Genomic DNA, 15,219 nt, shown 5'->3' on the forward strand with positions numbered 1-15,219 from the left:
TTTACTGCACTTGGCATCCCCAAGACAGAGGCGATAGGCTAAATCCGTCCGGTGTCAGGGGAGGTCCGACCTCAACCCTATTTGTGCAACAAAGCCTGTCTGCCGGAGCATCTGTTCTCCGGCCAACTGAAGTTCGGCATAGGGCGGCGTGAGCTTGTGTATTTTCAATTGAACTCGGTCCCAAGTTTCATTCTGCAAACGCTTTTTCGATGACAAACTGGCCCGGCATTGAGTTCGACCCTTCGTCCAACCCAAGCGTTTTGCAAACCTCTTTCAGGGTTTCTAACATTGCCATAGAGCCGCAGATCATCACGCGATCGATTTCTGGGGTTAAATCTCCGTCGGCAAGTTTTGCAAGTCTGCCGTCCTTGATCCATGCATCGATGCGCCCAGTGTTTTTATAATCTTCACGGGTCGCCGCAGGGAGATGGTGCAGCTTGCCGTTGGCGAGCACGCGTAAAAATTCATTGTCGTGAACCGATTGGACAAGGTCGATTCCATACCGTAATTCCTCAACTTCCCGGCAGGTGTGCAAAAGATAGATCTGATCAAATTTTTCATAGACTTCTGGGTCGCGAATGACACTGGCAAAAGGCGCTATGCCGGTCCCGGTAGACATCAGAAACAGCCGTTTGCCTGGCAAAAGTGCGTCGAACACCAGCGTCCCGACCGGTTTTGGACGGATCAGGATATGGTCGCCAGCTTGGATGTTTTGCAACCGGGATGTCAGCGGGCCATCCGGAACTTTGATCGAGTAAAACTCAAGATGCTCTTCACAGTTTGGGGATGCGATCGAATAAGCCCGCAAAAGTGGCTTATTGTCGTTCATCAGGCCGATCATAGCAAATTCGCCAGATCTGAAACGAAACCCGGGGGGCGTTCAGTTTTGAATGCAAAAAGGCGATCCGTGTAATGTTGCACGGACAGGACCGTCAACGCTGCAAATCCTTTTGGCGCTTCCGGTGTGAGGACATGCCCCGCTGCGATCTGATTCATTTCAATCTCCATTTCAGCACGGTTTGATTGAACGAACATCATTTTGGCTTCGTATCGGCAATCCTCTTCAATGAGTAATGAAATGAAGACGAACTCGGGATTACTCTGGTCGAAACAAGGGAGGCCACGATGCCAGAACCACTTTTTCAGGACGTCATTCGAAATCGCCGCGGCGTACGCAAATTCGCACCTGGCCGCGCAGTAAGCCGCGATGCTCTTGAACGCATCGTCGATTGTGGGCGGTGGGCGCCGTCGAAGACCCTGACATGCGCGACAAGGTGACGGAGGTTTTCTTGCGTCTGGCACAGCGTTTGGTCGACCACGCCAAGGGGTTTCCGGCAGTCAAGAAGACCTACCTGGCCAATACAGCTGCAATCATCATCGTTCTGGGCGATCCACGCTGGAAGGTCTGTTTCCCGCAGCCTACGACCGAAGGATGGGAGGCTGAGTATCGCGACAACAATGAGGTGATCTATCTCAACTCAATCGGGGCTGCGATCCAGAATATTCAGCTCGGCGTTGCAGCTGAGGGCCTGACAAGCGCGTAGCTGTCTGGTGGCGGCGAAGGGATAACCAACAAGGAATTGTCCGAATTGTTGGGATATCCCGAATGGATGCAGGCCTATGGCACGATCCCCATTGGTTATCCCGCCGCCACGCAGAACCGCCGCTATCGCCGACCGCTCGACCAAGCACTGCATTGGAATGGCTATCAGGGCGAGAAATTTCGGACCCACGAACAGGTGGATTTCTACGAGAGCACCTTGCGTCCGTTTGCCATGTACCGGGACGAAGAGACCTTGGACGGTTGGGAAGACAGAACCGCGAAACTAAGCGATTGGGATGCAGCCTTTACCAGCGCCACACCAAACCCGTCGGGCGAACTGCAGCCCGAGGCCGATTTCACCGAACCTCGCGTAGTGGGTCAAGCTACCAAGCGCCGCAGCAAAAACCAAGGAGATCCACATGTTTGCCCCAGATCACATCGAATACAAGGATGCCGACCTGCCGGACCGGCTGGATAACTCAGCTAAGTAGAGCTTGGACGAGGCTAAAACTTTCTATGACCGCTTGAAGCGTCGGCACACGGTTCGGGACTATTCCAACCAACCCGTTTCTCGTGCGGTGATCGACGATTGTATTCGCACGATCGGCACTGCGCCATCAGGAGCCAATCACCAACTTTGGCATTTCGTGTTGATCTCGGACCCAGCGTTAAAGAAATGCGTTCGCGAAGCCGCTGAAGAGGAAGAGCGCAAGTTATGTGATGGTGGAGCAGCGGCGAATGGCTCAAGGCACTTGAGCCTATTGGTACGAATGACCACATGCCACTCCTGGAGGACGCGACCTGGCTGGTCGTTGTCTTTGAACAGAGCTGGGGGAAGTTTATGATGGATCGCGATTCAAGAACTACTATGTTCCGGAAAGCACTGGGATCGCCCGTTTGATATCTTTGACGATCTTCTCGCCGAGGCTTTTGCGTATTCTTGTTGTCTTTCTCATCATCCACTCCTCAGTGGTTACGATGAGCCAGAAACACTCTCTTATCAAATAACGCTATTTGGACCCATAAGCGATGGCGTCAGACACTGCACCTCATATGGGTAGCATGAGGTGCAATTGAAAATGCATATTTGCAAGAAATAATACCGAAAATGGCTATCATTCTCAGACACCTCGAAGAAACGCGCTAGAATACAACTTTAATAGAGGTGCGGCCCCGCACTAGGGCCGCTTTGCGTGGGAGACAGTTTTGAGAGTCCATAGACTGCTTGTTGAAACCTTCAACCAGTTGGAGAAGGGGCTTGCGTCCTGTGAATTTCCGGATGGTAACCGTTTGCTGATACAGGTGTTTTCTGGGGTGCTACACTCAGCCGGCCTCCGTGACATTCAAAGCGCCCTTGCGAGGCGCTATCCATTGGCAGCTATCGTCGGATGCACAACTGATGGGGCAATTAGTAGTGGTCGAATTCACGATGGGGAAGCGGTGCTGTTTGTCTTTACTGAGTTCGCAGAAGTAAATTTGAACGTGTGTTTGTTGGCGCATGAAGGTGACAATCACTTTGCCACTGGGCGGACGATTGCGACCAAAATTATGACACCGTCCACCAAGGCAATCATCACCTTTTCCGACGGGCTTTTGACCAATGGCAAAGAATACATGAGAGCTCTAACCGAAGCGTGCCCCGGCGTTGTTGTGTCAGGAGGGATGGCAGCGGATGCAGGCAATGTGCAGGAGACCTTTGTTTTCGATAAGACCGAAATCTCCAACAACGGCGTTGTTGCCGTGGCGTTAAACAGCGCGCATCTTCAACTACAAACTCACGAATGCTTTGATTGGACGCCGATGGGGCGCAAGATGCGCGTCACCAAGGCTGAAGCAAACAGAGTTTTCGAAATTGATGGGGTCCCAGCCAGAGACATTTACGCAAAATATCTTGGTACGCAGATTGCAAAAAAACTACCGAGAGGCGGTATCTCATTCCCATTGCTTGTCGAACGCGACGGTATCCTTGTCGGCGGTGCGGTATCTGAGGTCGCTGAAGATGGGTCTCTGATCATGGGTGGCAACATAGGGCAAGGGGACGATGTCCGTTTCGGAGTTGGCAACGTAGACCTGATTCTTAGCAATACAACACGCAGGCTGGTGGACGAGTTCACAAAAACCCATGAAGCACTGTTTGTATATTCCTGCATGGGACGGCGCAGGTTTTTGGGCGAAGCTATAGACGCGGAATTGTTGGCTTTGGAACGAATTGCGCCAGCAGCGGGTTTTTTCACATATGGCGAGTTCTATTCCAGTGATAATGAGAACCTTCTGCTGACACACACCATGACACTATTGGCGATGTCAGAAGAGGTGTCCAACCAGCGTGAAATAAATGATCTTGGAAGAGATTTGTTTGTCGAGGCGCCAAAACAGGACGCCATGTATGCAATGGCGCATCTTGCCAATACGGTCACAACAGAACTGGAAGCCGCGCGAGAAAGTGAATTATTCAAAACCCAGCGCAAACTAGAGGAAGCCCACGCAAACCTAAGAAACGTGTTGGATCAGGCTGGCGATGCGCTTTTTGTAATTGACCCGAAAACGGGTGACTATGTCGATGTAAACAAGCGCGCTTGTTTGTCACTTCAATACACGCGCGATGAATTGCTGGCGCTTGGCACGTCAGAGGTTGGAGTAACAGCAACTGCCAGCGATTATGCCGCTTATGCCGAAGAACTTGGCCCAGAAGAGATTATTACGCGCATTGGAGCGCAAATACGTAAAGATGGCTCACATTTGCCGGTTGAAGTCCGCATCTCGGTTGCGGAAATCCTAGGTGAGACCCGAGTTCTGGTTGTAGCGCGCGACATCACGGATCGCCTCGAATCTGAGAAAACTCTACTAAAAAGTGAAGAACGCTACCGTGAACTTTTTGAACAGTCCCCAATACCAACAATCGAAGTGGATTGGTCAGAAGTCAAGTTCGCACTTGACGAAATGCAATCTGCGAAAGGCGATGCCAAAATTGTAGAATGGCTTATAGATCACGATGTGCTCCGACAGCTTCACAAACAAATAGTGCGCCGCGGAATGAGTGACTCGCTTCTTATCCTCTACGGCGTGCAGACAAAGGAAGAGTTTAAAAAGGTATTAGAAGCGCGACCCGAGCGCAGTGATGTAATAGAGTTATTTCGTGAGGCGATAATAGCATTCTATAATGGTGCCTCAGTATATGAGAGCGAGTTTGAAGAGGTTGACAGCACTGGAAGACCGATGACTCTACAGAACCGGTTTTTCATGCCTCCGGAGAATAGGCATAGCTGGAGTCGCCTTCTTATTACACTTGAGGATGTAACCTTACGCAGGGCCACGGAACAGGCGCTACGGAACGCCCAGAAAATGGAGGCAATAGGCCAGCTTACTGGTGGCGTAGCCCATGATTTCAACAACCTGTTGGCCGTAATTCAGGGCTGCGCTGAGTTGCTTCAGGATTTGCCAGGACAGGATGAGAAGCTAATCGGAGAAATCCTGCGCACCACTGACCGTGGTGCAGCACTGACCCGGCGCTTACTGGCATATGCCCGCAACCAACCCTTGGAGCCGAAAGCAATTGACCTGCGTGCGTTGGTCGTCGGTATGAAAGACTTGATGACGCGAACGCTCGGGGGGATGATCGAAGTAGATGTGATTGCGCCCATGGCGCTCTGGACTGCACGTGCTGACCCCGGCCAGGTTGAGGATACACTGCTGAACCTTGCGATCAATGCCAGCCATGCGATGCCCGGAGGTGGTAAGCTAACCATCGAATGCGCCAATATTAAACTTGAAGCAGATCACTTGACCGAGGCACCGGAGGTGCCTGACGGCGAGTATGTGCTGATTTCGGTTGCCGACACCGGTACTGGCATGAGCCCAGATGTAATTGCACGGGCGTTTGAACCGTTTTACACGACAAAGGGTGTCGGCGAAGGCTCTGGTCTGGGGCTGTCTATGGTCTACGGCTTTGCCAGGCAATCCGGCGGGCAAGCCAGCATCGACAGCGAAGAAGGTAAAGGCACGACTGTCAAAGTTTTGCTACCGAGAGACAGCCGGGAAGATGAACGAGGATCGGTGGCCATTGCAACAGGCCGCCCAATCGGGAGCGGCGAGACGGTCCTGATCATAGAGGACGATCCATTCTTACGCATGCTGGCAGAGCGCACAATAAATGGACTTGGTTATGTTGCCGTTGCGGCTGAGCATGCAGAAGCTGCCCGTGCTTTGCTGGCCGTCGGGCAGCGTTTTGATGTCATTTTGTCGGATGTAGCGCTTTCCGGGAACACGAGTGGCCCAGAGTTCGCACAAGAGGTGCTGGCACAGCGCCCAGATGCGCGAATACTGTTCATGTCGGGGTATCCAGCTGAGGCAGCCAATCAAATCGGGTTTGCTGTGACGAACAAAACAATGCTCAAAAAACCGTTCACAACGGATGAGCTCGCGACAGCCCTAGATGACGCGATGCGAAAGGAATAGGTCTGGAAATCTCTTGAAACGCGCACTAAGGTCGAAAACTACCCCAAATCAGCGCGCAGCGAACTCTCGGGGCCACGAATTCGTTGAACCGAATTAAGCCTTGCATCCGTAGATGTGCAATAGTTCCCTTACGCACTTAGCAATGGACTGTCACCGGGTCAGCGTATAATCTTCGTTCGTCATCAAATCTTTCTCCACCCAAAAATTGGGTAATTTATAGCAAGTGCCCCGAAAGGTCCGTAAATTTCAACAGATGTGGTCAAAGGCTTTTGCTCAAACGAGTTAAGCTGCCAAAATGGAGCTTTTTGTTCGTCTTGTTCATTCTGCTTTTTCGTGCGGATTTCGATTGAGGTCATTGAGGTTCACGAGTCGCTTCGTGGCGAACGCTTTTCCTGCTGTGGGGTAATGGATGAAAGGGGTTCAAGACGGGCCAACTGCGTGTCGCTTAACTAGAAAAGGCCAGAAATGATTACCGCTTGTTATTGAGTCGTAAATCATGCAATCGGTCGGAAAGCAATGGATCCTGACCCTGAAAAGCCATCGATTTTCAGGCCCGCCGAGGCGGGCTTTCTGGTTGCGGTTTCCATGATTTCGCGGGATCTTACCCCGAGTTGGGTCCGGGATGAAATAACTCCTTGAATTCCGGGGGCGGAACTCTTGGAAGTAACTTTGGAAGGGTTCACTATGTCAAAGTTCACAATCACACTAGCCCCGTCAGGTGATGTGGATGCGGCGCGGTTGATTCAACGGCATCTAGCGCAGATGGCGTCACAATCTCCGGCCGAAAGCTGCCATGCGCAAGGGCAATCCGAACTGGATGCCCCGGATGCAAGGCTGTTTTTGCTACGTCATGATGGAGACGCGATCTCCATGGGCGCACTTAAAGCTCTGGGCGATGGTGCACTTGAGCTGAAATCCATGCACACTGTGGCCAAAGCCCGTGGAAGCGGCGCTGGCCGAGCAATGCTAGAACATCTGTTAGCGCTTGCGCGTAATGAATCTGCCACCGGAGTGTTCCTCGAGACAGGCTCTAGCGATGATTTTCGCCCCTCTCGGCGGCTTTATGCGTCTCTTGGGTTTGTAGAATGTGCTCCCTTTGCAAATTATACCAGCGATCCTCTGTCGGTCTTTATGCACCTGGACCTGAGCAGCAGTGGTTGAGCCGATCGCTGAAATTCAGGGTGCGATATACGCATGCCGTTCACCGGACCTAGAATAGTTGCACGCAGGGCCAAACATCGGGTCTGTACCAGATTGACATCACCGCTCTTTCGATACACTACAGCGACATGCGGGCCGTTAGCTCAGCTGGATTAGAGCAGGGAACTTCTAATTCTCAGGTCGGGGGTTCGAGTCCTCCACGGCTCGCCACTTCCCTTTCGACTGCTGTTGGCATACCTACATTGAACACGTGATCACTGCCCGCCAAGACATTGATGTAGTGTCGAAGAGGGTTTGGCCTCATTCAATTTGTGGTGGTGGTCGTCGTTGTGCCTGAATTACTGTCTCCGACCAAAACGCTTAACCCAAAAAGTGCAGCTGTCGCGCCTAGGGTCGTGTTGGCGGTTGTTAGTTCAGTGCCTTGTAGTTCTGTTGGGGTCGTGTCCCCCGTGGTATTTTGTTGGCAAGTCACCTCGAGAAGGCCGCCGGGGATATATTTGGCAGAGACCAAGGTTCCGGCTCCGCACACTAAACGAGCCTTGGCTTCATTAAGTGGGGCACTAAGGCTTTGCGCATTCGAGGTCTTGGAACAGGCAAGAACGGCAAGGGTTACGACGGCTAGCTTAAGATAATCGGTCAACATACAACTCTCATCCTATCTCACGAATTTGATTTTTGCAGTGTCGTTGGGCTCAATGTAGGGCAATTCCAGCATTTGTAACGACCCGCACTATATAAAGGTTTGAGTTACGACTTCGGTCCTCTTGCCCAATTGGGGAAAGTCAGGGGCGGCGTGTTCTTTGTTGGTTTGTTTGGAGTTGGAAAAATGCTGAAGTGTATCTGCCGTTCAGGTGTTTTGGTTGCCGCGTCGTCCTTGAGTGTTTTTCCGACTTATTCTTACTCTCAGGGGGGACTTGGTGCCCTGTATACTGTTGTTGTACCTACTGGGGATTTTGGGTCTGCCAACTTTGCAAGACACCTGGTTTCTAGTTTGGCAAGTGTGCGTGCATTCTGCGGAGATTTGGATAACTCAGCTTATCAAGTTGATTGTTTGGCAGAGCGTTTTAGCGCGGTTTCCGATAGTATCCCGGAAGGCACCGACTACGACGAGGTCCGAGCACTGTTGAATAGCGCTTCTCAGGATATGGCAAAACTCGCACGAAATAACCGTGATTGGGATCTTCCTCGCGGGCAGGCCGCTCGAGAAGGAGGTGCGGCAGAGAGGACAACACGGCCTTTGACACCTGTTTCAGCAGAGGTTCAGGAGGCGGTAAACCGGCAGGCAATATTCATACTGGAAGAGGTGCAAACTCAGTTGCTGCGAAGTGCGAGTGGATCTCAGAGCCGCTATGCGCAATATGCTCAGATTGCTCAGGCCATAGATTCAAGCAAGGTGCTTTTACGGTCCTGACGTCCGCCATTAGCCTTGTCGCGTTTGCATGCTGCCTTCAAGGTCAGGTGTTAGGTACATTTCGCTTAAAGGTGGCTGGCTTCTCTTCAAAATTGGGTTGGGGTCTCCGCTCCATCAGCCTCTCGTAGTGCGCGGTGTACTTTTAGTGACGATCTGACTAAACCAAACATCCCCCGCTGCTCCCTCTGGCGAATTTGACAGATGCATTTTCGGACTGCCTAATGCCGCAAGACTACATGGGCGCATTCGGTGAAGGAGAAAACCGATGATTTCAAAACTTCTTAGAATAACCACATGCGCGGTCGTTTTTGTCGTTGCATCAACGTCAGCGCGGGCCGCGACCTTTTTGGCGACATCCACAACGTGGCTTAGCCTGGTCAGCATTACGTCAATTACTGGCGGCAATTCCGATGATGTGAGTTTCACGACAGGCGACCTTACCTTGTCAAAGCAAGCCACGAGTACTGGCAATGCCTCGGGCAATGCGACAACCGGCGGCAACCTGCTGACGAGTTCGATTTTCGCGAATGCGTGGATCGATGGTCAGGCGGATTTTGACGGGCGTGTCGATGCCAACTCCGGCAGGAAAGCATGGTTCGATTTCACCAACAATTCGACCAATGATAGTTTCAGCCTGAATATGAAATTGAGCCATTCTTATGTCGTAAAATCAAACGAACCCGGTCCCGAGTATCAGCACGCAGAGGCCTCAGGAACTGGCAAATTGTTGTCTAAGAATGACGCGAAAGTGCGCATGTTCAGTTTTACGGCTGATTCAGATGTCGGACCGGAAAGCGATAGTAACACTGCGGAACAACTGATTAGTTTCAGTCTGTTTTCTGGAGAGAGCCTGCGCCTAACTGTGGTTTCTGAAGCCAAGGGGTATGCGGTGGCATCTGTACCTCTTCCCTCCAGTGCATTTGGGTTGATCGTCGGCTTGCTTCTGTTGGCCGCGCTCAGGCGCAGGAGGGTATAGCAAAGAGCGAAGGGCCATTTGCAGGGTGAGTTTTGAGCAACAGGAAATAATGAGAGAGCGATATGGTGGGAATGTCATTGGCTGTCCCAGGAATGGAGAGGGTAATTGAATCAGAGTACGGTGGACATGACGTGTGAGCATTGTGAGGCCTTCAATGAGGTTAGCTACAGTGGTCTTGGGGTCCAGAGCAGTGGAATGGTCAAATGTGCGGTTTGCGCGGGCGAGCTGTTACTTTGGAAAGGAACGCGTGATTACAATAAAGCAGAGCTAAAGATCAGCCCGGCCAAAGAGCGAATCCTGACACGGGACGAGCAACACAGAGCAACGGAATTCTTGTTCGAAAGTGCACGAAGGCGCCGCAAGCTGTTGGATACCCCTGAAATTACAAATAGCCCAATGCTTGCAGCTGCTCAGGCCGAGGCCTCGGCTTTTGAGAGAGCTGCTGAGTTCCTAATGGGGTGTGCTGACAACACGGGCAGTGCGTAGTGGGGCCTTGTGTGTGACTGAGTAGTGCTGCATTCAGTGTCTAGGTTAATTGTTCTTTGGATACCTAAAAAACCGTCCAATGCGCCATGTTGGTTTTCATGTGCAAATCTGACCTACAACGTGGTCATGTTGATCCTGAAAACTTTGAGGATTCGACAAATGATAATCTCCAAAACCGCGGGCCACAGATTGGTATTTCATCTAACCACAGCGTTTTTTTTGGCGATGGCAACACCAACCGTTGCTCTGGCGCAGGCACAGGCAGAACGGAACTTTGCTCGAAAGGTTCTGACGGATCTGCAGCGCCAATCTTTTGCGGCCAACCGAGAGTATTGCGGTATTATTGGGCTGACCGAAACCGGAGGGCTTATCGCCTCTGCGCCGCGCAAGGGGAGCAGAGATTCCTGTCGCCCCAAAGGCCCTCGCAGCGCAATTGAATTGATCGCCAGTTACCACACCCATGCTGGTTTCGACGAAGACGCCGATAGCGAAGTTCCCTCTGCAAGTGATGTGATCGGCGATATGGAGGAAGGGCTGGACGGGTATGTTTCCACTCCGGGTGGGCGCTTGTGGTTTATTGACGGGCAATCGGGAACTGTGCGCCAGCTTTGCGGCTTGAATTGTTTACCTGCGGATCCGGATTTTCTGCCGGATCAATGGGAGCCGGTGAAGCAACGTTTTACCCTGTCTGACTTGGAAGGGCGCAATTAACCTGATGAAACTATGACGGAAGTGGGGCGAAACGAAGGTGGTGCCCCGGTGTATTCCTTTGGGTTGTGGCTTTGCTGCACTAGCTATGCACGGCCGCTGCGTTTACCAAGATTAACAAAGCCCCTGAAGGGCATTGAGCAGGAAGAACTATGTTTCGAATTATTTTGATGGCCCTGGCCAGCGTGTTTTTGGTTTCTGGTGCCGCGCAGGCGCAAGTAGAGACTGAGAGCGCGGAAGAGGTATCGCCATCAGAGACAGGCACGCGTCACCGTATTGGCTATGGCCGCCTAACCACCAATGATCTGATCGGCGACGGCAAGGACCGCTGGCGCACTGGTTCAATCACCACATCGCGGATCTACGGCTACGGTTGGAACGGAGCCGCCCCCGCACGGTTCGGTGAGCTGCTAGAGCTCCGCTTGCAGGGGCAAATCATCGCGCCGAAGGATCTGACATCCGCAAACCCCAGCGACCGCCCTTGGGCAGGGGCCTTGTCCTTTGGTCTGCACAGCCACATGCAGCGCGAGCAGACAGAAATTGCGGTGGGGGCCGATCTTGTGCTCATTGGTCCGCAAACACGTTTGGATAAACTGCAGGATGCGCTGCATGGAGCCTTTGGGGCTCCACGGCTTTCGGGTGACATGCTTGCGCTGCAAATCCCCAATACAATTCGACCCACATTGGTGTTTGAAGCAGGGCAGGAGGTCGATCTAGGGGCGAACCTGTCTCTGCGCCCATTTGCCGAGGCGCGTGCCGGAGACGAGACGCTGGTGCGGGTCGGCGCGGACTTTTCTGTGGGAACAGTTGGTCGCGGCGAACTGCTGGTGCGTGAATCGGTGACAGGGCAGCGGTACCGGGCCATTTACGATTCGGTTCCGGGCTATAGCTTTACGTTTGGCGGCGATATTGCCTATGTGGCCGACTCGGTTTACTTGCCCGAAGACCGCGGGTTCGAACTAACCAGCCGCCGTGACCGTCTGCGTGCCGGCCTTCACTGGCAAGGTGAAAAGGCCTCAGCTTTTTATGGCCTTACCTATCTGGGTGAAGAATTCTCTGGGCAGAGTGAAGGTCAGGTAACCGGGTCCCTAAGATTGAAATTGATGTTTTAAGAACACGCTGCAACACGCTGTTAAAGTTTGATCTTTGAGAATGAGCCTGCTCGTGTTAACGAATCTTTAATAAAAAAATAAAAGAGCAGGCATACAGGTACATGAAAACGGGCTTTAAAGGCACGTTTGTCATCTCCTGGTCACAAACAGATGTGGATGGTCTTTCGACTGCCCCTATAGATGCCCTCGATGTGGGGGCTGCATGGTCCTGGCATGGCGAAGCTGTGCGCGTAGATGGGCCAACGGAGCTGTTGCGACTGGATATGGCAAAAGGGGAAGCAGATCTTCGGCGGCGCGCAGCACGGTCAGTGCGGCGTCTTGTTGGGGCTGCAGTGCAATGCAGAACAGATATCGACGCGGTCGAGGTGGACGAACCGCTGATGGACAGTAGTTTTGTGGTCACCAATGGTGTCCAAAGCTACACTGTCACCTTGATCGAAGTCGGGCCGGGACAGCGCCCGCTGCTGATGTTCGTCGACGAATTACCCCCACGCAATACTGACCTTTGGGTGGTGCACCACTCGCTGGGAATGATCGTCGCGCCAGACCAGCCGTCCGACGGCGGTGTTATCTGTTTTACCCCCGGCACCCGTATTGCCACACCCGAGGGACCGAAACCGGTAGACAGCCTGCGTGAAGGTGACTGGGTGCAAACCCGCGATAATGGCGCCCAAGAGATCCTTTGGATCGGCTCTCGCCGGATGAGCGGTGCACGGTTGTTCGTGATGCCTAAACTACGTCCAGTGCGGTTCAAGGCCGGGGCGCTGGGGATCGACCGCCCCGAAGAAGAGCTGCTGGTATCGCCAGAGCACCGGATGCTGGTGCGTGGACCAACTGCGCAGGCCTTGTTCAATACACCAGAGGTTCTGGTTGCTGCGCGGGATCTGGTCAACGGATCAACGATCATCACCGATCTGGCTGTGCGCGAAGTCACCTATGTGCATTTGTTGTTAAGCGATCATCAGGTGCTTTGGGCTAACGGCGTCGAGACCGAGAGCTTCCATCCTGCCAATGCCGCCCTATCGGCTTTGGATGATCAAGATCGGGTACGGCTGTTGCAACTTCTGCCAGACCTGGATCGTGATCCACTGTCATATGGCGGCTATGCCCGTCGCAATCTCAGCGCACCAGAAGCTGCCATTCTGGCGCACGAAGCCGCATAAAATATCCATTTTCGCCGTGCCGCGTAAAATAGGGTGGCGTGCAGTGTTGACTCTGCTCCCTATCCACATATAAGCGCCGCTCTATTGGTGTTGGTGGGCCCCGCAAGGGGATCCCTGTCATGTTTGGGATCTGCGGATTTCGTGCAAGAGGACAACGCCCTTCATAGTGGTCCATTTTGGGCCGCGACCATAACGAAGGAGAACAGCCGTGACTAAACGTACTGCTGCCAAATACAAAATTGACCGCCGCATGGGCGAAAACATCTGGGGTCGTCCTAAGTCCCCAGTAAATCGCCGTGAATATGGCCCCGGCCAGCACGGTCAGCGCCGCAAGGGCAAAATTTCCGACTTCGGTATTCAGCTGCGCGCCAAGCAGAAGCTCAAGGGCTACTACGGCGACCTGACCGAAAAGCAGTTCCGTCGCATCTACGGCGAAGCTGAGCGTGTTAAAGGCGATACAGGTGAAAACCTGATCGGTCTGCTGGAGCGCCGCCTGGACGCAGTTGTTTACCGCGCCAAGTTTGTTGCAACCGTTTTTGCTGCACGTCAGTTCGTCAACCACGGTCACGTCCTGGTAAACGGCAAGCGCGTCAACATTCCTTCGTACCGTGTCAAAGAGGGCGACGTGATCGAAGTGCGTGAGAAGTCCAAGCAGATGGCTGCTCTGCTAGAAGCCACTCAGTTGGCTGAGCGCGACGTTCCAGACTACCTGGACGCCGACCACTCCAAGTTCACCGCCACTTTCGTTCGCACCCCAGCTCTGGGCGACGTTCCATACCCAGTTGTCATGGAACCAAACCTGGTCGTGGAATTCTACGCCAAGAACTAATTTTGCCGCCCTGGAATGGGCTGCAGACCGAAGATCAAGAGGCCGTGCCCAGAATTGGTGCGGTCTTTTTTTGTTGCACGCATCGTTCCCATCTAACGCATGAAATTGGTTTTCCTCATCAATTGACGTGCTAAGCTCTCGTCAACAGATCAGCACAGACAAATGCTGAGATAAATATTGGGAGAGTATTTATGGGAAAGATTATTACCGCCGCGCTTGCACTGGCCGTTATGTTGGGTGCAAACATGGTTGCAGCGGCGCCGCTCAAGTTGACGCCAGCAAATCCGCAGCCCAAGCCTAAGCCTGGCCTGACAGTGCGTTACGCTTATCCAAGTGATGTGAAAACACTGAGCCAAGCCAGAAGTGCTCTGAAAAGGATTGGCGAACCTGGTCCTATGCTGACTGGTCTGGACTACAGTGTCACTGCAATTGGTGAAAAGGCGCTGACGTCAAAGCGGTCCGAGCGGGTTGCGGCTGACATCCGTGGTTTCGTTCGCTTTGACGCACCCGGCATTTATACTATTGATTTCATGACTAATGATGGCGTGGAGGCGACAGTCGGTGGTCAGGTGGTAGGCAGGTTCGACGGCCGCCAAACCTGTCAGGAAACTTTCGCAACTGAGGTCGAAGTGCCCAAAGCAGGCTGGTACCCACTACACGTTCTGTATTTCCAGCGGACCAAAACTGCCTGCCTGCACATGCGCAGTGGGCTCAAGGGTAAGCGGGTCACTTGGATGCCCAACAAAGCCTTCGGTCACTAAATCCATTATGAAGGGCGGCCAGACCCGCTTTTTATCTGGCCACAAATATCCCGGGGGGCCGGGGGCTTGCCCCCGGTGTTGCCCTTGCGGCGGCTACAGGGGCAGGGGGCGCCCTTCAGCAATAGCTTCCATCGCGAAATACGACGTCACGCTGTCCAGCTCGACCCCGTCAATCAGGCGCTGATAGACACGGTCATAGCTGGTCATATCTTCGGTCACGACTTTCAACTGATAATCGTAGTCGCCGCCAATCCGATGAAAGTCTACCACCTCGGGAATAGTCAGCACATGGCGGCGGAACGTCTGCAACCATTCGGCTGAATGGTGCCGGGTGCGCAGCATAACAAAGACCACCAGATCCAGCCCCAACTGCTTGCGATCAACCCGCGCAGATGATCCCATCAGCAACCCGCGTTCATTCAATGTCTTCAGTCTGCGCCAACAGGCATTCTGCGACAGTCCGACGGTCTCTGCCAGGTCCCGCTGCGACAGCCCGCCGTCACGTTGCAGTGCTCGCAGGATTGTTCGGTCAATTTGATCTATATTTTTGCTCATTTCAGATCATACGACACAAGTTTGTGTGAATCTACTGTGAAAATTGTGAAGTCTTTTGA

The 15,219-nt window shown here is 52.9% G+C and carries 17 protein-coding genes and 1 tRNA gene; 15 read left to right on the forward strand and 3 right to left on the reverse strand.

Annotation, left to right across the window (positions count from 1 at the left end; translation table 11 throughout):
• Positions 1-187: 187 nt before the first annotated feature.
• Together DL239_RS11975 and DL239_RS21685 are read right to left on the reverse strand one after the other, a co-directional pair.
• Positions 188-829 (reverse strand): ferredoxin--NADP reductase, encoded by a 642-nt coding sequence (locus DL239_RS11975; RefSeq protein ID WP_240931849.1) that lies wholly within the window; start codon positions 827-829, stop codon positions 188-190.
• 8 nt (positions 830-837) lie between these two features.
• On the reverse strand, positions 838-1,038 hold the full coding sequence (locus DL239_RS21685; RefSeq protein ID WP_240931850.1) for a hypothetical protein: 201 nt from the start codon (positions 1,036-1,038) through the stop codon (positions 838-840).
• Positions 1,039-1,125: 87 nt separating this feature from the next.
• Here DL239_RS21685 and DL239_RS21910 point away from each other — a divergent pair, with 87 nt between their 5' ends.
• From DL239_RS21910 to DL239_RS12050, 15 genes are all read left to right on the forward strand, one after another.
• Positions 1,126-1,278 carry a nitroreductase family protein gene (locus tag DL239_RS21910; protein ID WP_167684337.1) on the forward strand — a complete coding sequence of 51 codons (153 nt, stop codon included), beginning with the start codon at positions 1,126-1,128 and terminating at the stop codon, positions 1,276-1,278.
• On the forward strand, positions 1,263-1,544 hold the full coding sequence (locus DL239_RS11985) for a hypothetical protein (RefSeq protein WP_206188443.1): 282 nt from the start codon (positions 1,263-1,265) through the stop codon (positions 1,542-1,544). Before DL239_RS21910 ends, DL239_RS11985 begins: the two co-directional genes overlap by 16 nt.
• Positions 1,545-1,589: 45 nt before the next feature.
• A complete protein-coding gene (locus DL239_RS11990; protein WP_206188444.1) occupies positions 1,590-2,021 on the forward strand; it encodes a hypothetical protein in 432 nt (143 codons plus the stop codon).
• Between the two features lie 100 nt (positions 2,022-2,121).
• Positions 2,122-2,388, forward strand: a complete 267-nt coding sequence (locus DL239_RS21915; protein WP_369410567.1) for a hypothetical protein — start codon at positions 2,122-2,124, stop codon at positions 2,386-2,388.
• A gap of 361 nt (positions 2,389-2,749) precedes the next feature.
• Positions 2,750-5,998, forward strand: a complete 3,249-nt coding sequence (locus tag DL239_RS12000) for an FIST N-terminal domain-containing protein (RefSeq protein ID WP_167684339.1) — start codon at positions 2,750-2,752, stop codon at positions 5,996-5,998.
• Positions 5,999-6,682: 684 nt separating this feature from the next.
• Positions 6,683-7,159 (forward strand): GNAT family N-acetyltransferase, encoded by a 477-nt coding sequence (locus DL239_RS12005; protein WP_167684340.1) that lies wholly within the window; start codon positions 6,683-6,685, stop codon positions 7,157-7,159.
• Between the two features lie 132 nt (positions 7,160-7,291).
• Positions 7,292-7,369: transfer RNA gene (locus DL239_RS12010), tRNA-Arg, on the forward strand.
• Between the two features lie 532 nt (positions 7,370-7,901).
• Positions 7,902-8,570 carry a hypothetical protein gene (locus tag DL239_RS12015; protein ID WP_240931851.1) on the forward strand — a complete coding sequence of 223 codons (669 nt, stop codon included), beginning with the start codon at positions 7,902-7,904 and terminating at the stop codon, positions 8,568-8,570.
• Between the two features lie 265 nt (positions 8,571-8,835).
• Positions 8,836-9,546, forward strand: a complete 711-nt coding sequence (locus tag DL239_RS12020; protein ID WP_167684341.1) for a hypothetical protein — start codon at positions 8,836-8,838, stop codon at positions 9,544-9,546.
• 105 nt (positions 9,547-9,651) lie between these two features.
• Entirely contained in the window at positions 9,652-10,032 is a 381-nt protein-coding gene (locus tag DL239_RS12025) for a hypothetical protein (protein ID WP_167684342.1), read from the forward strand.
• A 225-nt stretch (positions 10,033-10,257) separates the two neighbouring features.
• A complete protein-coding gene (locus tag DL239_RS12030) occupies positions 10,258-10,743 on the forward strand; it encodes a DUF4329 domain-containing protein (RefSeq protein ID WP_167684343.1) in 486 nt (161 codons plus the stop codon).
• Between the two features lie 149 nt (positions 10,744-10,892).
• Positions 10,893-11,852, forward strand: coding sequence for a lipid A-modifier LpxR family protein (locus DL239_RS12035; RefSeq protein ID WP_240931852.1), 960 nt, complete (start codon positions 10,893-10,895; stop codon positions 11,850-11,852).
• 101 nt (positions 11,853-11,953) lie between these two features.
• The gene (locus DL239_RS12040; protein ID WP_167684344.1) at positions 11,954-13,015 is read left to right on the forward strand and encodes a Hint domain-containing protein; all 1,062 of its coding nucleotides are present in this window, start codon (positions 11,954-11,956) and stop codon (positions 13,013-13,015) included.
• Between the two features lie 208 nt (positions 13,016-13,223).
• Positions 13,224-13,844, forward strand: coding sequence for a 30S ribosomal protein S4 (rpsD, locus tag DL239_RS12045; protein WP_167684345.1), 621 nt, complete (start codon positions 13,224-13,226; stop codon positions 13,842-13,844).
• A 191-nt stretch (positions 13,845-14,035) separates the two neighbouring features.
• On the forward strand, positions 14,036-14,605 hold the full coding sequence (locus DL239_RS12050; RefSeq protein WP_167684346.1) for a PA14 domain-containing protein: 570 nt from the start codon (positions 14,036-14,038) through the stop codon (positions 14,603-14,605).
• A 93-nt stretch (positions 14,606-14,698) separates the two neighbouring features.
• Here DL239_RS12050 and DL239_RS12055 read toward each other — a convergent pair whose 3' ends face one another.
• Complete coding sequence (locus DL239_RS12055) at positions 14,699-15,160, reverse strand: Lrp/AsnC family transcriptional regulator (protein WP_167684347.1); 462 nt, start codon at positions 15,158-15,160, stop codon at positions 14,699-14,701.
• Positions 15,161-15,219: the final 59 nt, after the last annotated feature.

The sequence above is a fragment of the Parasedimentitalea denitrificans genome (genome assembly GCF_011813015.1).
Classification (GTDB): Bacteria; Pseudomonadota; Alphaproteobacteria; order Rhodobacterales; family Rhodobacteraceae; genus Parasedimentitalea; species Parasedimentitalea denitrificans.